21 protein-coding genes are annotated in these 22,811 nt (G+C 58.3%); 10 read left to right on the forward strand and 11 right to left on the reverse strand.

Annotated features, from left to right (window positions below):
* Positions 1–89 precede the first annotated feature (89 nt).
* Positions 90–1,259 carry an aminotransferase class I/II-fold pyridoxal phosphate-dependent enzyme gene (locus tag ABIL25_00455; protein MEO0080751.1) on the forward strand — a complete coding sequence of 390 codons (1,170 nt, stop codon included), beginning with the start codon at positions 90–92 and terminating at the stop codon, positions 1,257–1,259.
* On the opposite strand, the gene ABIL25_00460 is transcribed toward ABIL25_00455, so the two are convergent.
* Positions 1,238–1,384 carry a biotin transporter BioY gene (locus ABIL25_00460; GenBank protein MEO0080752.1) on the reverse strand — a complete coding sequence of 49 codons (147 nt, stop codon included), beginning with the start codon at positions 1,382–1,384 and terminating at the stop codon, positions 1,238–1,240. The two genes, ABIL25_00455 and ABIL25_00460, sit on opposite strands and share 22 nt — an antisense overlap.
* Before the next feature lie 79 nt (positions 1,385–1,463).
* On the opposite strand from ABIL25_00460, the gene ABIL25_00465 reads away from it, so the two are divergent.
* Positions 1,464–2,147, forward strand: a complete 684-nt coding sequence (locus tag ABIL25_00465; protein ID MEO0080753.1) for a hypothetical protein — start codon at positions 1,464–1,466, stop codon at positions 2,145–2,147.
* Here ABIL25_00465 and ABIL25_00470 read toward each other — a convergent pair.
* Positions 2,131–3,762, reverse strand: coding sequence for a sodium:solute symporter family protein (locus ABIL25_00470; GenBank protein ID MEO0080754.1), 1,632 nt, complete (start codon positions 3,760–3,762; stop codon positions 2,131–2,133). The two genes, ABIL25_00465 and ABIL25_00470, sit on opposite strands and share 17 nt — an antisense overlap.
* A 398-nt stretch (positions 3,763–4,160) precedes the next feature.
* Between ABIL25_00470 and pruA the strand changes: the two genes are divergently transcribed.
* The 6 genes from pruA to ABIL25_00500 all read left to right on the forward strand — a co-directional run bounded on the left by pruA (position 4,161) and on the right by ABIL25_00500 (position 11,814).
* Positions 4,161–5,705 carry an L-glutamate gamma-semialdehyde dehydrogenase gene (gene pruA / locus ABIL25_00475; GenBank protein ID MEO0080755.1) on the forward strand — a complete coding sequence of 515 codons (1,545 nt, stop codon included), beginning with the start codon at positions 4,161–4,163 and terminating at the stop codon, positions 5,703–5,705.
* 75 nt (positions 5,706–5,780) lie between these two features.
* The gene (locus tag ABIL25_00480; GenBank protein ID MEO0080756.1) at positions 5,781–7,175 is read left to right on the forward strand and encodes a cyclic 2,3-diphosphoglycerate synthase; all 1,395 of its coding nucleotides are present in this window, start codon (positions 5,781–5,783) and stop codon (positions 7,173–7,175) included.
* A 19-nt stretch (positions 7,176–7,194) separates the two neighbouring features.
* On the forward strand, positions 7,195–7,677 hold the full coding sequence (locus ABIL25_00485; GenBank protein ID MEO0080757.1) for a hypothetical protein: 483 nt from the start codon (positions 7,195–7,197) through the stop codon (positions 7,675–7,677).
* Positions 7,678–7,709: 32 nt separating this feature from the next.
* Positions 7,710–9,341, forward strand: coding sequence for a phenylalanine--tRNA ligase subunit alpha (locus ABIL25_00490; protein ID MEO0080758.1), 1,632 nt, complete (start codon positions 7,710–7,712; stop codon positions 9,339–9,341).
* Complete coding sequence (gene pheT / locus ABIL25_00495; protein MEO0080759.1) at positions 9,332–11,251, forward strand: phenylalanine--tRNA ligase subunit beta; 1,920 nt, start codon at positions 9,332–9,334, stop codon at positions 11,249–11,251. The genes ABIL25_00490 and pheT overlap by 10 nt, the downstream gene beginning before the upstream one ends.
* Before the next feature lie 2 nt (positions 11,252–11,253).
* A complete protein-coding gene (locus tag ABIL25_00500; GenBank protein ID MEO0080760.1) occupies positions 11,254–11,814 on the forward strand; it encodes a zinc ribbon domain-containing protein in 561 nt (186 codons plus the stop codon).
* A 33-nt stretch (positions 11,815–11,847) separates the two neighbouring features.
* Here the strand turns inward: ABIL25_00500 and ABIL25_00505 are convergent, their stop codons facing one another.
* From ABIL25_00505 to ABIL25_00540, 8 genes are all read right to left on the reverse strand, one after another.
* Positions 11,848–12,198 (reverse strand): hypothetical protein, encoded by a 351-nt coding sequence (locus ABIL25_00505; protein MEO0080761.1) that lies wholly within the window; start codon positions 12,196–12,198, stop codon positions 11,848–11,850.
* Between the two features lie 137 nt (positions 12,199–12,335).
* Positions 12,336–15,212: a C1 family peptidase gene (locus ABIL25_00510; GenBank protein ID MEO0080762.1), complete on the reverse strand. Its 2,877-nt coding sequence runs from the start codon at positions 15,210–15,212 to the stop codon at positions 12,336–12,338.
* 95 nt (positions 15,213–15,307) lie between these two features.
* Positions 15,308–15,544 (reverse strand): hypothetical protein, encoded by a 237-nt coding sequence (locus ABIL25_00515; GenBank protein ID MEO0080763.1) that lies wholly within the window; start codon positions 15,542–15,544, stop codon positions 15,308–15,310.
* 3 nt (positions 15,545–15,547) lie between these two features.
* Positions 15,548–15,766 (reverse strand): hypothetical protein, encoded by a 219-nt coding sequence (locus ABIL25_00520; GenBank protein ID MEO0080764.1) that lies wholly within the window; start codon positions 15,764–15,766, stop codon positions 15,548–15,550.
* A 41-nt stretch (positions 15,767–15,807) separates the two neighbouring features.
* Positions 15,808–17,295 (reverse strand): PQQ-binding-like beta-propeller repeat protein, encoded by a 1,488-nt coding sequence (locus ABIL25_00525; GenBank protein MEO0080765.1) that lies wholly within the window; start codon positions 17,293–17,295, stop codon positions 15,808–15,810.
* Positions 17,296–17,479: 184 nt separating this feature from the next.
* Positions 17,480–17,848, reverse strand: a complete 369-nt coding sequence (locus ABIL25_00530; protein MEO0080766.1) for a cupin domain-containing protein — start codon at positions 17,846–17,848, stop codon at positions 17,480–17,482.
* A 60-nt stretch (positions 17,849–17,908) separates the two neighbouring features.
* Entirely contained in the window at positions 17,909–19,432 is a 1,524-nt protein-coding gene (locus ABIL25_00535; GenBank protein ID MEO0080767.1) for an aromatic amino acid ammonia-lyase, read from the reverse strand.
* Between the two features lie 34 nt (positions 19,433–19,466).
* A complete protein-coding gene (locus tag ABIL25_00540; protein MEO0080768.1) occupies positions 19,467–20,051 on the reverse strand; it encodes a Mut7-C RNAse domain-containing protein in 585 nt (194 codons plus the stop codon).
* Between the two features lie 105 nt (positions 20,052–20,156).
* On the opposite strand from ABIL25_00540, the gene ABIL25_00545 reads away from it, so the two are divergent.
* Entirely contained in the window at positions 20,157–20,633 is a 477-nt protein-coding gene (locus ABIL25_00545; protein ID MEO0080769.1) for a hypothetical protein, read from the forward strand.
* A gap of 6 nt (positions 20,634–20,639) precedes the next feature.
* A complete protein-coding gene (locus ABIL25_00550) occupies positions 20,640–21,875 on the forward strand; it encodes a hypothetical protein (GenBank protein ID MEO0080770.1) in 1,236 nt (411 codons plus the stop codon).
* Positions 21,876–21,920: 45 nt separating this feature from the next.
* On the opposite strand, the gene ABIL25_00555 is transcribed toward ABIL25_00550, so the two are convergent.
* The coding region (locus tag ABIL25_00555; GenBank protein ID MEO0080771.1) for a CbiQ family ECF transporter T component at positions 21,921–22,811 on the reverse strand (891 nt) is incomplete at its 5' end.

Here is a 22,811-nt window from a genome sequence, read left to right on the forward strand (position 1 = left end):
GGCGAACATCAGCTTCAAGTCAAGCGGACGCCTCTGGTTGACATATACAGCCGCCACGGCATTATCAGCATCGTCTAAAAGGAGCTTTTATGCACCACCCTGATACTTTGTGCGTTCACTCTGGCCAGCCTGAGACCGGCCCAGGGCCGGTAGTTACTCCGATATACGCAACCTCCACTTTCCGCTTCCGTTCTGCCCAGCATGGCGCAGCCCTTTTTGCCGGCAAAGAGCCGGGCTACATCTACACCCGCATGCTCAACCCGACAGTAAAGGGACTGGAAGATTGCGTCGCCAGCCTTGAGGGAGGCGCATTCGGCCTAGCCACCAGCTCCGGCATGGCCGCCATTCATGCTACACTGGTCGCGCTCTGCTCAGCTGGCAACCACGTAGTCTGCTCCCGGGCGGTGTACGGCCCGACTCTGGGACTGCTGCAGAGTATAATGTCCGGGTTGGGCGTGGAGTATTCCAGCGTAGATACGACGGATGTAGAACAGGTGAACGCTGTTCTTCGGCCCAACACCAAAGTCCTGTTTGTGGAAACACCCGGCAACCCGACGCTTGTCATCTCTGACCTGGCGGCTCTGGCTGGACTCTGCCAGAAGCGTGGTATCAAGCTGGTGGTGGATAACACCTTCATGACTCCGATTCTGCAACGACCTCTGGACTGGGGAGCAGATGTGGTAGTTCACTCCTTGACCAAGTTTCTTAACGGACATGCTGATGTGGTCGGCGGCATTATCGTGGTGCGCAACGAGGCCACGTACCTGCAGTTCCGCAAGGTTCTGAACCATCTGGGCGGGGTATTGGGACCCTTTGAAGCATTTCTGGTGCACCGGGGCATCAAAACCCTGCACCTTCGGATGCAGCGTCACTGCGAAAATGCCATCCTGATTGCCAGATTCCTGGAAAGTCACCCCAAAGTGGCGGCGGTACGTTATCCCGGGCTTCCTAGCCATCCCCAGTACGAGCTGGCGCAGCGGCAGATGAAAGGTCCGGGCGGCATGATAAGCTTTGAGCTGAAAAGCGGCCTGGAAGCCGGGCGCCGGGTTATGGACTCGGTCCGGCTCTGCGGACTCGCAGTCAGTCTGGGCGGAGTAGAAACACTTATTGAGCATCCCGCCTCCATGACTCATGCCAGCGTGCCAGAGGAAGAAAGGTTGCGTGCAGGTATTACTGATGGTCTGGTTCGCCTGTCAGTGGGTATAGAAAACCCGGAAGATATTATCGCCGATTTGGATCAGGCGCTTGCCAGGGCGTGAGTCAGGTGCGTCACACCGTAGCCAAAACCAGTAAATACAGGCAGACCTACACCACCGGCAAAAAGGTATAAGAGGACAGCTGCGCTTGCCCGCCGGGCGCCAAGGGCCGCTCCGGCCGGACGCACCGCCTGCCAAACTGTGAATAAAACGAAGTTGAGGAACAAACGGCCAGCTGCTATACTACGCCCTAACTAGGAGATGCTTGTGTCCAGAGTTTGCATTCTCTTTGCGCTGTTGACCCTGGCTCCGGCCTGGGGAGCCAATCTTATTGTCAACTCATCTTTTGAATACTGGCTGTTCGGCTCGCCGGTGGGATGGGTAACTTCCAATGCGGTGATAGAAAGCACGGTCGTGCGTGATACAAATGCCCATACCGGTCGCTATTGCGCACTGCTGCGCGGGGCAGATACCTCTGCCTTTGTGACAACTACGACAATCGTGCGGCCGGGAATCCACTATCAGTTCGGGGCTTTCTGCCGGGTACCGGGCATACTCCCGGCCTCTTTTGTCCTGCAGTTTACGACTTTGCTGGCCGACCCGATTGGTAACCCGATAATCATTCCGGCAATATACTCAGGCCGCAACTACCGCGAGTACACGCGCTGGGTTACCGCTCCTGAATCTGCCTTCTTTCTCGTTGTGACGTTCGCTACCCTGCCGCATGCGACCGCATACCTGGACGACGTCACCCTGGAAGATACCACGTTTCTCGGCCTTGAAGAGAAACAATCCACTGCTCTGCCCATTGCAAACCAGACTCGCAAGATAGTCGTGCCTGCAGGATGCCGGCTAACTGTGATGCCGGGTATGATGGCCTACGACATCACGGGCCGCAGGTTCAATTGTAGTCTGCCTGGAGGAATCTACTTCCTTACTCCGAAGCGTTGACGCGGTAGCAAGACTTATCGCTCCTGCTGCACGCCGCCCAGATTAGCAAGGCAAGAAACAGAACGACTATCAGCGCCAGATGATACCACAACCACGTTGGTAATCCCCACCAGAACACTTCTGACCTGTTCCAATTCCAGAAGTCAACGCTCGCCACGAACAGAAGACCAAAAACAGCCACCCAGCGCCAGGCTGAGCCAGATATCCGCGCCATAACATCAGTTTGCCGCGCCGGCCGGACAAGGCTTCCCACCACCAAAACAGCCGTCGTCACCAGCACCACCGGAATCACCGGCAGCACTCCCGGCGCGGGCAGGAGTTTGAAATGATAGAGCGCCACCAAGGCCTCGCCAGCGACAATGGAAGCAAGGGCCGCCCAAGGATTCGTCCTGCGCCAGTACACTGCCGCGAACGTCACAGGAAAAAGCACAGCAAGACCGGTAAAGGTCTCTGTCGCTATCACCCGTATCGTAGCCACCGGCCGCAACGCCAGAACCAGACCGACCAGACCCAGCAGCACCACTGCGGCGCGAGACCAGACAGGCGAGGAATGTTCCTTGCACCCCAATATATCGCGTACCACCATTGAACTAAGCGTCAGAAGCTGAGAATCCATCGTTGACATCATCGCCGCAAGCACTCCAGCTACCACCACCGCAGCTAACCAGCTTGGCAGAACTCGTCCAGCAACAAGCGGCAACACCTCATCAGCTGCTCTGCCGACCAAACCTGGTTCCACCAACCGAGCCATGACCCCAACTGCAACCGGGAGAAAGAATAGTCCACCCGTTACCAAGGGATAGAACAGTGCGGTGACCCGCAGAGCTTTTTCGTCCCGTGCAGCCAGGAATCGCTGGAACAATTGCGGAAACATCGGGTCGCACAGGAACCACAGCGCCATATAGGAAAGCCACACGCCCACCGGAAACTCGCCACCAGGTCCTGGACGGGCAAACAGTGCCGGCAGTTGCTCTCGCACCGTCTGGTTCGTCTGGCCAAATCCGCCCAAAGCCCGAGCCGCGCCCACAAACACCGCAACCAGTGCAACAATCATTACGCCCCCCTGGAGCGTATCAGTCCACACATCCCCACGCAACCCCGAGGCAACGACATAACCGACCCCTACCACGGTCACCAGAACTACTCCCCAGGCATAGGGAATGCCAAGTAGTTTGTTCAGCGCATACCCTGCGCCCATCGGCTGCAGCGCTATGTAGGGCAGTGTAAACACAATCATGACAGTGGCAAAAGCAAGTTGTAAAGGCCTGTTGCCGAGCCGGACGAGCATAAACTCTGCCGGCGTCACTACGCCCCGGGCCCGACTCCAGCGCCAAACAGGTATGCCCAGAAAAAGAAATGTCAGAGCCATAAACCCGGTGCCGAACGCCATTATTGGGTAGTAAGCGTACCCGGACCGGTATCCCTCGCCGGCAAACCCGAGTACCGTGAAGGCAGAGAAATTCGTAGCCGCCATGGTCAAGAGCAGGAACAGCGGCCCAATCGTCCTGCTGGCCAAGAAAAAGTCTTCCTGCCCGGGGCGGCTACGACGTCGGGCCAATAGCCCGAGCACAGTCAGGGCCGTAAGGTAACCAAGGATGATGATCGTCTTTATCATCGCTGCTCCTAACGCATCTTTTCTCCGGGACAGAAAAGGCCATCCCGGGCCGACCGGGATGGCTCACGCCTGACATAGCCGGCAACTAAGCATACCCGCTGACAGCCGTACGTCAACCCGGCGCAATGCGCGGACTCAGGTGCTTCTCACCTGAGACAACCGGACGAGCGCCGCAGCCTGCTGCCGCTTTAGCCCATGCCGAGTCATAATACCGGTTCGAGTTTCCGGAAGGCGCAATGTTCTGGGCATCAATTCAGGCCGAGTTGACTTTGTTCGTTCTGCCGCTATTCTCACTATCCGGCGTCTCTGGCCCAGGACACTGTCTGCATCAGTGTTTGGCTATCGCCGGCAGTGGCGCAGAATACAACTCACTGATAAATAATAGATTAGGAGGACCTGTGCTTACAAACTTCGCTAACGAACCTTATCTGAATTTCGCCAAGACCGAAAACCAGGTCGGGCTCGAACAGGCACTTACCAAGCTGAAAGAAGCGGCAGGAACTGAGTACGACCTTGTCATTGGCGGCAGGCGGGTTCGAACCAAGCAGCAGTTCATCTCGTACAATCCTTCGGACCGAAAGCCGGTCGGAACATTTTCGCGGGCGACCGAGAAGGAAGCCGGACTGGCAATGAAAGCCGCTCTGGCCGCGTTTGAAGAGTGGAAGTACGTACCGGCAGTGGAGCGTGCCTCGGTCTTCCTGCGCGCCGCCCGGATAATGAGGCAGCGACGATTCGAGTTCGATGCGGCAATGATTCTCGAAGAAGGCAAGAGCTGGTCTGAGGCCGATGCCGACTTTGCCGAGGCGGTTGATTTTCTTGAGTTCTATGCCCGGGAGGCAATCCGCTACGACCAGCCGTGCGGGGTGACACCATTTCCGGGTGAGCTGCAGGAGGTTCGTTACATTCCGCTCGGCGTCGGAGTGGTAATACCGCCGTGGAACTTTCCGTGTGCGATAATGGTCGGCATGACGACTGCGGCTGCAGTCACCGGCAACACGGTAGTGCTGAAGCCTTCCTCGGATGCCCCGCTTATCGCAGCCATGTTCACCGAGGTGCTGGAGGAGGCTGGCCTGCCACCGGGTGTGGTCAATCTGCTTACCGGGCCGGGCGGCGCAGTCGGTGATTTCCTGGTCCAGCACCCGAAAACACGCTTCGTCTCCTTTACTGGCTCCAAGGCCGTCGGTCTTGGCATCATCGAGAAGGCAGCAAAGACGCAGCCGGGTCAGATATGGATAAAACGGATTGTCGCCGAGATGGGTGGGAAGGACTGTATCATTGTTGATGCCGAAGCCGACCTGGCTGAGGCAGTCGAGGGCGTCGCAGTATCTGCTTTCGGTTTTCAGGGACAGAAGTGCTCGGCATGTTCGCGGGCGGTCGTGGACGCAAGGGTGTATGACGAGTTCTTGGAGCGACTGGCCGAGCGTGTAAAGAAGATAACGGTAGGACCAGTGGAAAGGCGCGAAAACTGGATGGGGCCGGTCATCAACGAACGGGCGTTTGATTCCATCATGGAGTACATCAACGTCGGCCGGAAAGAGGGCCGACTGGTGTGCGGCGGCCAAGGCGATAAACGAGAAGGTTTCTTCATTCAGCCGACCGTGTTTGCGGACGTAAGACGCAACGCTCGAATTGCCCAAGAGGAGATTTTCGGACCAGTGCTGGCCGTCATCAAAGCGCGAAACTTCACCGATGCTCTAGACATCGCCAATGGCACTGAGTACGGGCTCACCGGCGCAGTCTATACCCGCAACCGAGACAAGATTCATCGTGCGAAGCGTGAATTCCATGTCGGCAACATGTACATAAACCGGAAGTGCACTGGCGCGCTGGTTGACGTGCAGCCGTTTGGCGGATTCAACATGTCAGGCACCGACTCTAAGGCTGGTGGCCGGGACTACCTCCTGCTCTTTCTCCAGGCAAAGGCGATGACCGAACGGTTCTAGGGGTCAAGCATGTCGAACAGGTCTTATCGAGCAACCCACGCCTCAAATCCGAAAAAGACCCGCGGGTCTCGCCCCATGTCCACCCCAACCCGGGCGGGCAGGCGGTCTGGAGGTCGAGCCAATCGCCGGCGCGTGCTGATTATGGGTGCGGCTGGCATGGACTACCATGTCTTCAACGTTTGTTTCAGAGACAACCCGGCTTACGAAGTGGTCGGCTTCACCATGGCCCGGGAGCAAAATCTCGGCACCGTCGGTGGGCTTCGAACCTATCCACCGTCGCTTGCTGGCAAGCTGTATCCTCGGGGCATTCCGACTTTCCCCGAGGAAGAAACAGCGGTTCTGGTGAAGCAGTTAGGTGTTGACGAGGTGGTCTTCGCCTATTCGGATGTATCCCACCAACACGTCATGAACCTGGCCTCAGCTGTGCTTGCCGCTGGTGCGAGTTGGCGACTTTTCTCACCCCGGCTGACTCAACTTCAGTCAAGCAAACCGGTCATTGCCGTCTGTGCGGTTCGGACCGGGTGCGGAAAATCGCAGACTTCGCGCCGAGTCTATGATATCATCCGGTCAAAGGGCATCGGCGTTGTTGCGGTACGCGAGCCGATGCCGTATGGCGAGCTAGAAAAGCAAGTCTGCCAGCGGTTCGCATCCTACGACGACCTGGACCAGGCAGAGGCAACAATTGAGGAACGCGAGGAGTACGAGCCGTACATCGAGAACGGAATGGTCATCTTCGCGGGCGTAGACTACACCAAGGTGCTGCGCCGTGCCGAGGCCGAGGCTGAAGTTATCGTGTTTGACGGTGGGAATAACGAGATATCGTTCTTCCGACCAGACCTGCTCATCACTGTGACCGACCCACTGCGGGCCGGCGCGGAGACCGCCTATCACCCCGGCGAAGTGAACCTGAGGCTCGCCGACGTGGTGGTGATAAACAAAGAGGACTCTGCCAATCCCGAGCAGATATCAAGCGTCAAGGAAACGGTGCGTCGGCTGAACCCAACCGCGCTCGTAATTGACGCCGACTCACCGCTTGAAGTTGCCGACCCGAATGTAATCCGTGGCAAACGGGTACTGGTTGTCGAAGACGGACCGACCGTGACACACGGGGACATGCCATACGGCGCGGGCCGGATTGCAGCCGAACGGTTCGGGGCGGCGGCAATCGTTGACCCCAGACCGTACGCCACCGGTTCGCTGGCGCGCGAGCTGGAGAACAATCCTCACCTTGACCGGGTGCTCCCGGCAATGGGCTATTCAAAAGAACAACTTGCCGAGTTACGCTCTGCCATCAATCAGGCAGAATGTGACATTGTTGTCTCGGGCACGCCGATTGACCTTGCCCGGCTAATGCGAACCAACAAGCCCATCGTCCGGGTCAAGTACAGCTTGCTTGAGAAGTCTCGGCCGGACCTTGACGAAATCGTCACGGGCCTGCTGGAAAAGAAGGGGTTGGTCAAGCGAAACTAAGACGGCAGCCCGACCACTAATGGTTGTCGGCGCTTCTGGAGATAACGCCATTAGGCGCTGGCGCCTCGCGCTCACGGCATTCGCCTGGTTGCTCATCGTCCGGTCCGGGTTAAGTCTGTTTTCCGGGTTCTTACTGATTCCGCTGGCAACATTGCTGATCGGCGGTGGCGTTGCGGCTCAGTTTCGACCACTGGCAGCAGCCGGGGTTGGACACGCGCTTGTGGTCGGAGTCGGGTCGGTTGGATTGCTTCGGCGTCGCCGCTGGGGCTGGTATGTCGTGGTAATAAGCCAGATTCTCGAGGTGGGAGCGGCGTTCGCCTTCGCCATCCCTGCGCTGAAACCGGTACTGATGCTTCTCGACCCGGGCCGCGCAACTGTCGCCAGCTTCGCGATTGCCGGTCTCGTCGCGCTTGTCCCGGCTTCAATTGCCGGATTTCTTATGCTCGAACCGGTCGTTGCGCAGTTTGAGCAGGGGCGGCCGCGGTCGCTGGACCAGCCTTGACTTCTCAAGCATTTCGGGCATAGTTTCGCGGCATGACAAAGCTGTCGGAGATGGAGTACCGCGTGCTCGCGGCGCTGCCGTCGGACAAACCCCTGCCCGTCGAAGAGCTCGTTCAACGCGTAGCTGAGCAGTATGGTGTTGACGTCCCAAATCACACGGAGAATGTCAGCCGGCTGACGCAGCTTGCCCTGATGGCAGGACAGCATGAGGCAGGATACGGCGACCAGGCTTACGTGATGGCAGGCCTGAAGATTCTAGCCGACAAAGGCCTGGCAAGCATCTGCGAGACCCCTGACGAAGAACTGCGGGTTGTTCAAGACCGTGCCGGCAGTGCCTTCGAGTTCAAGCTCCCGGAACGGCTAGCACTGCAAAAACTCAAGCTCGCCAAAGCCGGCGACTCAGTCAGCCTCGCAGACGTAACCAGAATATTGGGCAAGGACGATGTTCGAGCCGAGGTGAAATGGTTGACCAAGAAACATTGGTGCCGACGGGATGCAGATAAATTGGTATTGACCGACGTCGGCGAGAAGGCGGCTTGCGGCGAAGAGCTGGGCGAAGACGAGAAACTGGTCAGCATGCTTGCGGACGGAAAACCAAGGCTTGTCTCTGACATCCGGGCCGGACGCTCAGACCTTGATGTCACCGCTGCTATCGAGCTGCTGCGTGGGCGGGATGACATCGTGAAGCGACGGCGGCGCAACCGACGAACAGTGACGCTTACCGCCAGAGGAAAAGAGCTGAAGACAGCGGGCATTGAACCGGTCAAGGAAGTCACACAACTGACACCAGAACTACTCAAGACGGGCAAGTGGCGCGATGTCGCCTTCAAGCACTACGACGTGAAAGTAGCCGTGGCGCCACGCTACCCCGGCAAGCCCCATCCGCTCCAACGGGTAATCCAGGAGACTAGACGGGCGTTCTTCGAGATGGGTTTTGAGGAAGTGGACTCGCCGGTCGTTGAGACCGCATTCTGGGACTTCGATGCCTTGTTTCAGCCGCAGGACCATCCGGCCCGGGAAATGCAGGACACATTCTACACTAAGATGCCAAGCGAGGGACAATTACCCGACAAGGCATTGGTTGAACGGGTTGCGCGCACGCACGAAGACGGTGGCGACACCGGCTCGACCGGCTGGCGCTACCACTGGGACATAGAGAAGGCGAAGCGTCTGGTATTGCGCACCCACACAACCGCAGCCACCATCCGTGCAGTAGCGGCAAATCCGAACCCGCCTCGGAAGGTGTTCTCCATCGGCAAGGTTTTCCGGCGGGAGAACGTGGACGCGACCCATCTGCCTGAATTTGTGCAGATAGACGGCATCATCATTGACGAACAAGCAAACCTTGCCACCCTGCTTGGCACACTGGCCGAATTCTATCGCAAAATGGGCGCCCAGAAAGTGCAGTTCCGGCCATCGTTCTTCCCTTACACCGAGCCATCAGCAGAGGTATTTGCCTATGTCGAGGGTTTGGGCTGGGTCGAAATGTGCGGCTCTGGCGTCTTCCGGCTTGAGGTCACACGGCCACTGGGCTGCACCACACCGGTCATCGCCTGGGGGGGGGGACTGGAGCGCATTGCGATGCTCCGCTTCGGGCTCGACGACATCCGTAAGCTGTACTGGGCAGATATAGACTGGCTAAGAGAGGCAAAGCTGTGCCGGTAGCAAACGTACCGCTCGGGCAGCTGAGACGCTTGGTAGGCCGGGACCTGGGACGGGATGACCTCGTCCAAGCGCTTGCCGAGCTGGGCTGCGACGTCGAGGGCAGGGCAGTAGTGACGTCATACCGGTGCGGTCGGTGTAGTCAGATCACCGAGGTGCTTGAGCATGAAGATTTCAACAGCAAGTGTGCGCACTGTGGCAGCGGAGACATTACGGTGTCCGGTTCCGCTGAGGTCATAAGGCTCAACCTCCTGCCGGTGCGGCCGGATATGTTCGACGTGGCCGGATTGGCGCGGGCGCTGCGTGGATATCTGGGTATCGAGACCGGGCTGCCCAATTTCGGGGTACGGGCTTCGAACTTCGAAGTTATCGTTAGGGCCGGTCTGGAAGAAATCAGACCCTATATCGCCTGCTGTGTGGTCCGGGACCTCGCGCTCGACGATGAGACGGTCCGGATGCTCATGAAGATGCAGGAGAATTTGCACTGGGCCTTGGGCCGGAATCGCCGGCGCGCCTCAATTGGCGTCTATGACCTCGACACGGTGACACCGGGCTTTGAGTACCGACCGGTGCAGCCAGAGGCGCTCAAGTTCGTGCCACTCTTCGGTATGCCGGATGGTATGGTTGCGGCGACGCCCAAGCAGATATTGGAACGGCACCCGAAGGGCATCGGTTACCGGCATTTGCTTGAACCTTTTGACCGCTACCCCCTCCTGCGCGACAGCCAGGGGAAGGTGCTTTCGATGCCACCGATCATCAACAGCGAAGAAACACGGGTAACTGCGGATACCAAGAACCTGCTCATTGACGTAACCGGCCCGGACCTGAATGCCGTTACCCGCACCCTCGCCGTCATAACCGCAAGCCTGTACGACCTTGGCGCCAAGCTTGAGTCCGTAGACATCGTTTACCCGGACGGCAGCAGGACGACAACACCCGACCTTGCGCCTATGAGGATGACCGTGACTGCGAAGACCGCAAGACAGGTGCTTGGCTTCGACGTACCTGATATCGAGAGCTGTCTGACGCGCATGCGCTATGGTATTGAAGTCGGCAACCAGGCGAGTGCCAATCTGCACGGTCAATGTCCGCACGACCGGCCGCGTAACGAGTCAACCGGCCGGATGGCGGTTCTGGTTCCGGCGTACCGTAGCGACGTAATGCACGAGTATGATATCATCGAAGACATCGGTATCGCCTACGGGTATCAAAACATCGTACCGCGACTAGTACCGACGCTGACCGTTGGCAAGCCTCAGTGGGCCGAGGAGTTTGCCGACCGGTGTCGCGGGATAATGACTGGCCTCGGTTATCTGGAAATCATGACACTGGTGCTCACGAACGACCACGAACACTTCGAACTGCTCGGGATGCCGACTCCTGCCAGCGCTCCACCACGAGACCCTGGGCTGAGCGTCCCGAGTTCCGGGCTGCCTGGACGTGCAATGTCCGGTTACTGCCAAGTCGAAAACCCGACTAGTGTGGACCAGACAATGCTTCGCAAACATCTCCTTTCAGGCCTGCTTGCCACCATGCGCGTAAACGTAAGCCGGGAAATGCCACAATTACTGTTTGAGGTTGGCGAGTGTTTTGAAATTGACCCTAAGGTTGAGACTGGTGTCGCCACTAGGCACCGACTGGCCGCGGGCATCACCGGACCAAGGGCCGGGTTTGCCGACATCCGCCAGGTTGCCGACACTCTCATCCGCGAACTTGACCTCATCGTCAGCTTCGAACCGCTAGAACCCCTTGAGACCTTCATACCAGGTCGAGCTGCCAAGCTTCTTGTGCGTCGTGGTGGCCGCAACCTGGAGTGGGGCATGTTGGGCGAAGTTCATCCACGAGTGCTTGAGAACTTCGGGCTCGGCCAGCCGGTCGCGTTACTCGAAGTCACGCTCGATATCCTCCTGTAGTCGTGCGCAAGTGCCCTCACTGCGGTGAGTTGGTTCATGATGGACAGGACCGCTGTTTCGCCTGCGGTCAGCGGGTTGTCCGGGTCACACCACGGCATTCCGGTACAACAAACCCGTGGGTATTCATCGCCGCCGCCATGGCAGCGCTTGCCGCAGTCATTGGCCTGGTTATGGTCCTGCCGCGCCAGCGCAGGCACGAACATATCCGGCGCAACCAGATTGAGCAGGTTAGGGTACGAGACTCGGTTCGCCGTGCAAACGTTGTGAATACCAGTGCCAGTCAGCACGACCAGGAGGTCGCACAGCTGAATGGCGCAATTAGCAAACTGGAGCTACGTTTCAAAACGGTTCAGCAGCAGGTCGTCAGCGAGACCCCGACGCCCGAGCAGCAGAGGCTGATTACGCAAATCGGATCAGAGCTCGTCAGACTCAGAATGATGGTATCAGCCATGCTCCTGGCCGAAGCTACGAAGCGTAAGGCTATGGCCGACTCGGTACGGCTCGGCCAGCGCCGGGTTCGGACAATGATTTCCGACCTTACCCGCGCACCGAAAAACCACTAGTCCGGCGCGCTCTCACGGAGCGCTGCCGCCGCCTCACTGGCTCGGCGGACACCAATACATGTGTAGTGCGTCAGACGGGTTGCTCGCCGTCTTTTCTTGAACCGTATCGCCATCCACTATCATCCGGCCAATCATTGTGCCGGGCTGGTTCACCTTCTGAAAATAGGCTGTGATGGCGTCACCCGAACGCTTGACCGACACAGTGTAGTACACCGGGATAGTGCCGGAAACCGAATCAACTCCGGCTAGCGTAGTAGCATAGTAGCCGGTGAACTGAATTCCCGCGTCGCCTACCAGCTCCAGTTGGACCTGGTAGTCCATGAGCACAGTGCAGGATAATATTAGCACGCATGCTCCGGAAAGGACGAACAAGAGTTTCTTCACGCTTTCTCCTGCTGTGGTAAGGATATCGGAGCCGAAGTAGCGGTCAATTTGTCCAGCCGGGCGGGCCTCGTGCCCATCGTAAGAGAAACCCGAAATAGGCAAGGGAGCAGGCTGTTGTCTCCTCCCTTGCCTAGACACTAACGCTGCACGACAAGCTTCCCGGTATAGACGCAATCGTCACGGTCGAGCCGGACGAGGAAAACGCCACTGGACAGCGCACGGAGGTCTAACGTAGTCCCCAGTCGCCAGCTAGCCGCTCCCAGTCGCTGCGCAATGATGCACCTGCCGGCCGCATCGAAGACGCGCACCAGGCTGCTCGACCGCTTAGCACCCAGGCCATCCAGTTTTAGTGTTATCCAACCGTTCGCAATCGGATTCGGCAGCACCTCAAGCTTCGAAGCTTGAACTTCGCGCCCCACGTCCATCGCTCCAGAGGGGGTAACCATGAAACCGTTGCCGTCGTAGCTCGTCGGTCTCACGTATTTCCACAGCTCCAGGGTCTTGTTCCCTTTCATCGCATACAGCTCACTACCGCTACTGACGATGTCACCCCCCTGCTTGACCAGCCGCTTGGCACCGGTCGCCTCGGTATATGACGGCATGGTGTCAAGCTCCAGCCAAGACCCGGTTGTCGGATCGTATCTGTAGAACATCTGGGTACCGCCACCTTTGAGCGCATACAGCGCGTCGCCCTGCCAAGCGCCCGAGGCACCGTCCTTGGACTTCTTTTCTTTCTTCCGAGTGCCGTAGGTGCCGAGAAGCGGCATGCCGTCCAGTGTATCATGGTACCACGTGTCGCCAACGATATCATACTTGAACATCGCGTGCCGGCGTGGATTCTGGTCTTTATTGTAGTAGTTTGCCTGGTGGCAGTATATGGTCCTGTCACCGTCATACACCAGGAAGGAACCCTCGGCATACTTCTCCCGGTTTGCCCAGGGCGCAGGGTCGAGCGGCAACCAGTGGCCGGAACTTACGTCATACTTGTAGAACTCGGTCTTGTAGCCCTTGAGCAAATACAGATAGTCTGGATCGCCGTGAATCGCGGGAACGTACACCAGATCATCGCCACCCCTGACCCTCTTCTTGCTTGGGCCAATGGGTACGGTTTCACATTCCTGCCACCGTGTGCTGTCCAAATCGAATCGCCAGAACTCCTGGGTGTTGTTGCCTTTGACCAGATACACGTACCGGTTCCTGTCAGCCGCGATCCTGGTGCCCCTCTTGGGCGGCCGTTCAGAACTGCCGAGTTCCACTGGTGGCAGTTGATACCACGTATTCGTGCCGGGATTATACGAGTAGAAGTCCTGTGCCTTGTTTCCCTTCGTTGCGAAGATAAGACCTTTATCCCGCATCCAGGTGAGACTGCCGCCGTCCCTGACCGGTAAGTTGCTCGGTTCCTCAGGCATTGCCCGACACTCGACCCAGCGCGCAGCCCCAGGAGCCGCAATCGTGAATGCGGCGTTACTCTGGTCCTCATCCGCCTGCGGCACTGAGTTGACGGCCTTTACTTTGACAAGGGCTTGAGTCGAGGGCGTGGCCGGTACGGTCCACTCATGACTTGTCGCCGCCGGGTCCTTTTCGGCCACGAACATCCAGTTGAGACCATTGTCCGTGGAGTACCAGATTGAGTCCTTCTCTGCGGGCGGGCCAGAGTGCACCCACCTAATGGTTTGAACCGAGTTGACCTCCCATGTCTCGCCTCCGTTCGGGCTGGTGACACAAACTTGCAACTCGCTTGGCATTGGCAACTCGGCTGCGGCCGTGACCGCGGTATTGTAGTCCGGAATCACGACCGGCGGCTCGGTCGAGACACCGACGACCCCGCCCGCAACATAGTCAACTGCAAGAAATTCAATTGTACCGGACTTGCCGTCGGATTTGCCATCAACGCAGCGGACAAACCCGGAATCATGTAATCCGGTAAGATACGCCTCGCCTTCGGTCATGTCGAACACCATGTTGTTGGCCGGAAACGGCTGGTCAGTTGACGGCGGCGGCTGGCTCTGCCACACATAACCGGACCTGAAGTCCTTGGTCCAGAAAGGTGAGGCGCGGCGGCCGACCCCAAGCCTGATGCCGACCTCGTCCCGAGCGCTGTGGGTCAGCTTGACCCGACCCAACAGAGTCGGTGAGTATCCGATTTTGTCAGTCATGTAGTAGGCATATCCCTGAGACAAGTGCGGCGACCCTGGCAGGCCAACGTCCATGACCGCCTTGTAGGACATCCAGCAATACCCGGACTGTCCCCAAGCTGTACCCCATGAGTTGACCAGCTTAAATGCCCCCGGTCCGTCTGCGGTCGGTCGGCCGTCGTCGTAACCGACGATTGTTACGGCATGCCCACCACGGTACGGCGATACCCGGTTGGCAACACAGTAGTTGTACCCGTAAAGATGAACGTTATCGAAATTCCCCCATACATAGATGCCAAGCACCGTTGTCAGACCTGCGTCCAGCCGCGCCTTGAGCGCAGTAATGCCAGCCTGGTCACCAACGTAAAGCCAAAACCCAGCTTCTCCCCGATATGGTATTGCATGTTCGTATGCTGCTTCTGTGGGCCAGCTCGTATAGTCGGCAGCATTGTACGGACAGTCAACCATATTGGCACAGCCGTGCTCGCAGATGAGCTTGGCCGCATCTGACGGATAAGCACCGTTGTCATTACCTTCGTTTATCTGGTTGTAGATAAAAGCCGGACTGTACTGGTTCTGCGGTAGACTCACGTTCCAGCCATGCTCAAGCCATTCGGTGTGAGTCTTGTGGTAGTAACCAAAAGCCCAGCCGACACAGGACCCCTGGGCACCCTGATTGCCGACTGGTGGCATCTGGCTGGAAAGATCAACCGAAGCTGGCAGGCCATCGGGTGGGAAGGACAGCGGTGGGGCTTCGACAAGAAAAGGGCTATTTCTGGGGTCTTCGTACTTCAGACCAACACCGTGTTCAATGCCGAATGCCGGCCCGACCGCAATTACGACTGCGACAACGAAAGACAGAACGACGCACAACTTCACGTCAGCCTCCTTTGTTGATAATTCTCTCGCTGGGATGTAACCGCTGATACAATGATAAGAGACAGGGGTGCCGGGTCAAGCCTACCCGGAACTGGCTACGGGCTGATGCCGGGGATTGAGTCCGGCCGGGTGAGCCGGGTCCAAAGTAACGCAAAACGCTCACGATTGACTAAGATGACGACAACAATTGCCAGCAGAAGAAAGACAGTAATGAGCAATAGCCCCCAAGAACGAGGGTATGCCTGACCGACCCGCTCCAGCCGCCGCATCTGCTCAATTATCCTCTCGCCCCGCTCCTGCTCAGGGTCCGAACACGAGTTTCTTCTCGCCATTGTTCAACCGGTTCTAGCCAGCTTTGGCTGGCCTGTGTACTGCCAGAGCAGGTCAAGACCATCTTCGCTTTCAAGAAACCCGAATAGCCGGTACTCATCGGGCTTCACCAACAGCGTCGCAACATAGCAGTCCTTGCGTCGGCTGAACCGTATGAGCTTCCCCGCACCGCCGTTCGAAGACTCAAGCGCCAGCGCCAAGAGCAAGACGCGTGTGCTAAGCATTGGTCAAATCTTCGCCCAGCAGGCACGGTTGTCAAGCAACCCTATCTTGTCAGAACAAGGCTTATGGTCGTACCACCGGCCTCGCCAATGTAGGCGCCAGCCGGCATGCGTCGGCCCGACTGGTCACAGCCATCCCACACGAACGTGCTGATAGCCGGTCGTTCGTAACTGTCAGCCTGCAGGGTGCGAACACGGGCACCGCCAGCATCATAGATAGTCAACCCTGATGAACTAACGACTGCAGACCGCAAACTGATGGCCGTTCTGCTACGGAAGGGATTCGGCCTGGCAAGAAGCATCGGAACCGGACGGGGGCGCGCTGGTAAGTCTCTCGTTGCGGTTGGCGTCCTGTACGCCAACAGTGTTGTACCGTTGCCAGCGACGGTGAGAATCCCGTCGGACCCGATCGCCGGCCCAGACGTATTGATGCTTGCTACCGGCACAGACCAGCGCAACTCAAGGTCCTGGCTGAAGCAGTACAACGCACCCGAAGAAAATCCTCCGTTCGACGCATACACCCGACCGGCTCGGTCAATTGCAAGCCGACACTGGAAAATATTGCCATCGTTTATTGGTAACGACGAATCTATTGCCATACCGTCCGCCGGGTCAAGACGCAATATGCGGCCATTCGAGGCAACGTACACGGTTGAATCTGGACCAACTGCAAAGTGGGCAAAGGGTGAATAGGGCGAGACTGATATTTCTCTGACCCACAGCACTTTCAAGCTGTCGCCCGAATCGCGGACCGCAGTGATGTTGTCACCGACAACATGGGCGTAGATTGTGCCGTCCGGGCCGACCATCGGCGCAGCCTGGGGCGTCGGCCCGCCAGGATGCATATCTTGCAGTCGCACCGAGTCGCGGATTCGTCCGGTCGCAAGGTCAATCGCAATAAGCGAAATTCCCGCGATCGTACCATAGTAGCCGTAGGCAGTATTACCGAACACACACAGGTCACAGCTTCCAGTCACCGGCCACAGTCGGTAGCAAGTCCAGACCGTGTCGCCGTTCATGCAATTAATACGGGCTATCTTGAAGCCAGAGCCCTGAACAAGAAGGTCGCCGTTCTCGCAGAATGTCACGCTCTCGGTGATGCTCATTTCCACTGTCATGCGCGCCCTCCAGATTGTGGTACCGTTGTCCGGAGACAGAGCATAAAGAGTGTCGTAGTGCGACTCCTGAAAGTTGATCGCATATACCCGGTTATCACGGAATCCAACCGGAATTGAGCGACTGTTTGTGCCCGGAAAGTCACGCGTCCAGATTATCCGGCCGTCGTCAATGCTCTGGCACACAATTGGCGCGTAGTCAATCGTCTGAAACCGGCAGGTGACAAGCCGGTCCTGCCAGATGAACACCGGCAGACCGAACAGACCATTGACCGTTCCCTGCCAGACGAGGTCCGGCTGAGTCGGACCGAACTCGTCTGATAGTCCGGTTCTTGCTGGATCCCCGCCTGATGTCACCCAGTTTCCACCCAGAGCCATAGTAAAGGCGAGAAGCAAGCATCGAGTGATGTTCTTCATCGTGGTACTCCTCTGACGGAGCGATTATAGGAAAAGGCAGAAGTCAGTCAAAATGCCACCAAAACCGGCTAAGACCTGTACTTGCATCAGGCCAGCTGGTATGCTACAATTCTTAAAATATTCGGGTAACCTGAGAGAGAACCTTACCCTTCAGGCCCGGCCCGCGGACCGGGCCTGAACTTTTCTACGCTCCGGGAAGAACCGTTTCGTCCTCGGGCCGCCAGGCCGGCTCGACAATGCAGGCAAACTCAACCGGACCATCACCGTCATTCTCAAGCCATTGGGTCGCCTCTGACGGAATGTACACCACATCACCGGCACTGACAGGAGCGGCTTCCGTGCCGACGTGCATCGTGCCGGCCCCTCTAATGATGTAGTAGACCTCAGTCTGCTTCAGACGGTGCGGCAGCGATAACTGGCCGGGCTCAAGCCGAGCAATCGCAAGCGAGTAGCCGATTTTCGCTGGGTCTCGCTCGGGGTGAAGCAGCTCGCGCAATCGCGTATTGTCACCCGCAAGAATCTCACGACAATCAGCGAGGTGCTTAATAAGCACGCGCTACGCTCCGTGCATCACGCGCTGTGCCAACGTACTGTGCGGACGCGATGCTCGTTCTCAGCCCAGTTTCCCGATTTCCTTCTCGACCGCGTCGAGGAGCCCGCCCGACTTTACAGCCTCAGCCAGATTGTTGATGTCGTACTGCATCGGCCGGTCCTCAACCAGTTTGTCAACGTGGCGGCGCACGAAATCGTAGGCCACCTGCGTGCCCCGGCCGAGCCGAAGCGGTTTTCGGAATTCAACCGCTTGGGCACCGGCCATCAGTTCGATTGCAAGGACGTACCATGCATTGGCGAGAATCTGGTTCGTCTTAAGTGCAGCGGTGAAGCACATCGAGACGAAGTCCTCTTGGTCAGCCGCGGCTGGAATCGAGCCGACCGATGCCGGTGCGGACAGAATCCGGTCCTCGCAGATAAGCATTCCCTGAGTGTACTGGGTCAGCATCAGACCGGAGAACATACCTGCTCCTTTGGTCAAGAATGCTGGCAGACCGGACGACAGGTTACGGTTGAGCAACCGGTTGGTACGACGCTCAGAAAGTACCGCAACCATCGTCACGCTCGCACCGGTGAGGTCGAGCGCGAGCCCAAGCGGAGTTCCCTGGAAATTGGCGCCGGTCAGGTAAGCCTTATCTTCCGGGAAGAAGAGTGGATTGTCGCCAACGCCATTGAGCTCGATCTCAAACATCAGGCGGGCCCAGGCGAGTGCGTCGCGTGCGCCGCCGGTAACCTGTGGAGTCGAACGCAGACTGTAGGCGTCCTGAACTTTCTTCCCCGGCTGCTTGAGCATCTCGGAATCCTGGGTCAGACGGCGGATGTTCTCAGCACAGGTGATGGCACCCGGATACCCGCGCACCTTGTGAATCCGTTCGTCGTAAGCGGCCATGTTAGCGTTCAGGACTTCAAGCGTCAGTGCCGCCGCGATTTCCGACACCTTGTAGTAATGTCCGGCGTCCTCAAGCTCAAGTGCACCCCAGCCGGCGGTCATGTTCGAGCCGTTTATCGTTGCGAGGCCGTCCCGGGCCTCAAATCGAATGGTTGGAATCCCGGCCGCCTTCATTGCTTCGGCCCCGCTCATCCGTCTGCCCTCGTAGTAGGCCTCACCCTCGCCGAGCAGTACGAGCGCCATCTGGCTCATTGGCGACAAATCCCCGCACGCGCCAACCGACCCTTTGTCGAACACGACCGGTGTCACACCCCGGTTCAGCATCTCGACCAGCGTTTCGACAACCGCCAACCTTATGCCTGAGTTACCGTTTGCCAGCACGTTGATGCGCGAGCAGATGCCGGCCCGGACTACTTCTTCGGGCAGCGGCACGCCACACCCGGCCGAGTGCGAATAGACGATGTAGCGCTGAAACTGCTCGGTCTGCTCTGGAGTAAGAATCGTCTCCGACAGCTCGCCGATGCCGGTTGTGATGCCGTACATCACGGCTCGCTCCCGAACCTTCTCTTCGATGAAGCCGCGGCAACGGTTGATCCGCTCTCTTGCGGTACCGGCCAGCTCGACCTTCTCGCGTTGCCTTGCCACCCGGACAACGTCGGAAATCTTAAGGCTCTTGCCATCAAGCACTACTGCCATTGATTCACCTCCGGTTATGGGAAATCAGTGTCACTTACTCCGTGGTCGTCCCTTGTTTATCCTGACCGTGCCGTGGTCGCCGGCCAAAGCCAAACCGCCGCCGCGGCCGGGTCATAGCTTCAACATCGGGCTGCCGGGCCGCGACGCGCTGCACCATATCTTTCGCGTGACTGCCCGGCCAGTACACCCGTCTGCATCTGGGACAGCGCGAAAATTCATGGTGTATCTGATAGATGAAAAATGGAACCAGCGGCCGGGCCTGTTCCCGGCTGATGCTCACGAGCGTCTCGTTACACACAAGGCATCGGGAAAGAGCTCTGTCGGACGGCATCCGCGGCGCTTCCGGGGATGTGCCGGTGGCAAATTTCTCTCTCACCTCGGACACCTGCTGCGGTGCGGTCTGGGCAGTCACAAAATAGGCGCCGGGCAACTTACCCAGCCGCTTGTTGCGGGTAAGGAATACCCGGTTGGCGCCGCGTGCTTCACGATAAGCCTGCATACCGCGAATCCCGCGGCGATATTCGACGTCCAGGCCAATGAGACGGAGCTCCCGAGCCAGCCGTCCGAGCATCTCGTCGCAGAAGAAGCGGCTTTCATCGGATGTCGCAACCTGTTCCACGGCCAAGAATCTAGCCAAAACCCGGCCCAAGTCAAAACTGTGCGCACGGACGGGCTTGACCGGCCGCAATTACAGACTACATTCTCGGAGATTACAGGAGGCGTGATGGCCGGAAAGAAAGTTCTCGTACTACTATGTCTTGTAATGGTGCTCATTCTTACCGCTTGTTGCGCGGCGGGGGACGAACGCTGGGCATCGACCGACAACCGGGCCGGGTTCTGGGCCGGGCTGTGGCACGGCCTGATCATCATCGTCACCTTTGCCGTCAGTCTGTTCACCAAAGACGTCGGTATCTACGAGACAAACAACGTCGGCTGGGGATACAACATCGGGTTTATCCTCGGGTGCATGATATCGCTTGGCGGCGGCCTGCGCGGCGCAACGCATCATCGCAAGGTCAAGGTCACGACCAGGGACCCGGACTGGGACAAGCTCAGCCAGCGGGTTGAAGCCGGCGTGCAAGAAGGCATCAAGGCCGCTTTCGCAGACCAGGAGCATCCGAATCACGCCGACTGGAATGAAATTGGCCGGCGCATCAAAGAACGAATTCGGGAGCGTCTGCGCGACTGGGAAAAGGAGTAGCCTCATATGACAAGTAACCGACATTTCACATCCAGATTTGGAAGAATCGTCCGTTCGATGTGTTGCGGTCTGCTTCTCGGCTGTATCGCGCTTTCATACGCGGCGCGGTTCGAGGCCGGGTCGAGCTTCACTTTGCTCAAGGAGGAAGCCCAGGTCGGCGACCTTTATTTCGGCGGCAGTGCCCTGCGCTTGGATGGAAGAGTAGAAGGTTCGGTCGCAGCCGGGTGTCAGTCGGCCGCGGTCGGCGGGTTCGTTACCCGAAACCTGTACCTCGCTTGCCAGACCGCGGACATCTCCGGTGCGGTCCGGGGTGACCTGCTGGCGCTCGGCGCAAGCATCCATCTGGGCGGCCCGGTTGGTGGCGCAGCCCGAATTGCCGCCGCTACGGTGTCTGTTGACTCCCGGGTTGGCCAGGACCTGATCGTCGGCTGTCGGGACCTGACCATCGGCCGCAACGCAGAAATTGCCGGCGATGTTGTCGCCGGGTGCGCCACGCTGAACATTAACGGCACGGTCCACGGCGATGTGCGGGCCGGCGCCGGCGAAATTATCATTTCCGGTATCATTGACGGTGACATTGTCGCTACGGTCGGCACCAGGCTGGTCCTGACTAAGGATGCCCGGGTGTTCGGCAACCTGCGCTACCGCTCTGACTTCGAGCTCGATATCGGCAACCGCGATGCGGTATTCGGCGAAATCAAGTTCACCCGCCGGCTGCACCGGACCGCCAAGCTCGACGAACTCAGGCAGTTCCGTCCACGGCCCGGCATCATTACTGCCTTCTTCCTGCCTTTCGCGATATTTTCGGTACTGGGTGCGCTGGTTGTCGGACTTATTCTGATTGCGATCTGGAAACACGTCATCCGTCAGGCGTTGGAGAGCTCGATTGACCGGTTCGGCCTCACCGTAGGCCGGGGCGCAATCGCGCTCCTGGCGCCACCAGCGGCTTTCGTCGTGGCAATGGTACTTGTCGTCACTATTCCGGCCGGGCTTATCGCACTTGCGCTCTATCTCGTCTTCCTTTACCTTGCCAAGATGATGGCCGGAATGCTTCTCGGCCGGCTTCTGTTCCGGCTGTTCGGCGGCTCAACCGCCTCGCTCTGGCTGACCGCGCCCGTCGGCATCGTCTTGGTCTACGCCCTGTGTGCGATACCGTTTGTCGGCTGGGTAATATGGCTGTTGGCCGTAATTGTCGGATTCGGGGTGATTGTCGAACTACTGGCCGCTACGCGCCGGGCATGAAGGAGTAAACCAGGGTAACCGGCGCTTGGGTAACTGGATTCGGACTTAGCACTTCGATACTCCTGGTGTCCTGTCTGAGTCCGGCCACACGCTCGCAGTCTGCTCCGCCTCGGTATAAAGCCCGGCAACAAGTTCGGGCAGGAAGTCTGCAACTGCAGACCAGCCTTTCTTAAGATTCCGGGTGCGTACCATCTCCTGTGCCCGATGCCACAATGCCGGGAAAAGCGACCAGGATGCGTTCAGGGCCTGCGCCAGCCGCGGGGTCGCGACGCCCAGATACTGCAGGGGCGATAAGATTCGCTCAAGTCCGGACGCGACCGATTCCGGTTTCGTGGTAACCGAAAGCAGTGTGGTAACAAGAAACAACAAGATAATTCTCACCGCAAGCACAGCACCGGACTCGATGCCCGAAGCCGTCACCCGCACCGGCCCAAGCGCAAGCAGCACCGGACCGCCGACCGTGAACAAGGCTGGCGCAAGAAAGGCAACCGCGACGAATACTGCCAGACGACGCAGGTGGCGAAACAGCGGCCTGAAGCCCACTCTGCCGATAACTGTTACCGCTGCGAGGAGCAGTAACACACCGGCATACAGCCACCAGCTCCGCACCAAGACCACGACAAGCGCCAGGCTGATCACCACCGCTATTTTCGCTTCGGCCCGGAGCCGATGAACGAAAGTTTGAGTTTCCGGTTTTGCCGGATGGATGTCTCCGGTATCCGGACACTCGATCGCCTGATTGCGTATTACTTCGACCATGTCCCTTCTTTCCTCCAGTCGTCGGCCCACGTGGATTGCCACGATGCCGGTAAGAATGCCCATCACCACGCCGGAAACGGTCAATACCGGCCACAGTGCTACCAGCGCGCTTGAACGGACAAACAAGCCGTACACAACTACAAGCTGCGCCAGCACGTGTGCAACCGAGCCGGCCAC

It is taken from the genome of candidate division WOR-3 bacterium, from assembly GCA_039801365.1.
GTDB lineage: Bacteria > Hydrothermota > Tepidihabitantia > Tepidihabitantales > Tepidihabitantaceae > JBDRUN01.

What these genes read in the sequence shown, in the direction of transcription:
- ABIL25_00525 (MEO0080765.1), bottom strand. Translation starts at nt 17,295, where the DNA reads ATGAAGAACATCACTCGATGCTTGCTTCTCGCCTTTACTATGGCTCTG.
- ABIL25_00455 (MEO0080751.1), top strand. Translation starts at nt 90, where the DNA reads ATGCACCACCCTGATACTTTGTGCGTTCACTCTGGCCAGCCTGAGACC.
- ABIL25_00550 (MEO0080770.1), top strand. Translation starts at nt 20,640, where the DNA reads ATGACAAGTAACCGACATTTCACATCCAGATTTGGAAGAATCGTCCGT.
- ABIL25_00470 (MEO0080754.1), bottom strand. Translation starts at nt 3,762, where the DNA reads ATGATAAAGACGATCATCATCCTTGGTTACCTTACGGCCCTGACTGTG.
- ABIL25_00480 (MEO0080756.1), top strand. Translation starts at nt 5,781, where the DNA reads ATGTCCACCCCAACCCGGGCGGGCAGGCGGTCTGGAGGTCGAGCCAAT.
- ABIL25_00520 (MEO0080764.1), bottom strand. Translation starts at nt 15,766, where the DNA reads ATGCTTAGCACACGCGTCTTGCTCTTGGCGCTGGCGCTTGAGTCTTCG.
- ABIL25_00485 (MEO0080757.1), top strand. Translation starts at nt 7,195, where the DNA reads ATGGTTGTCGGCGCTTCTGGAGATAACGCCATTAGGCGCTGGCGCCTC.
- ABIL25_00515 (MEO0080763.1), bottom strand. Translation starts at nt 15,544, where the DNA reads ATGGCGAGAAGAAACTCGTGTTCGGACCCTGAGCAGGAGCGGGGCGAG.
- ABIL25_00490 (MEO0080758.1), top strand. Translation starts at nt 7,710, where the DNA reads ATGACAAAGCTGTCGGAGATGGAGTACCGCGTGCTCGCGGCGCTGCCG.
- ABIL25_00545 (MEO0080769.1), top strand. Translation starts at nt 20,157, where the DNA reads ATGGCCGGAAAGAAAGTTCTCGTACTACTATGTCTTGTAATGGTGCTC.
- ABIL25_00535 (MEO0080767.1), bottom strand. Translation starts at nt 19,432, where the DNA reads ATGGCAGTAGTGCTTGATGGCAAGAGCCTTAAGATTTCCGACGTTGTC.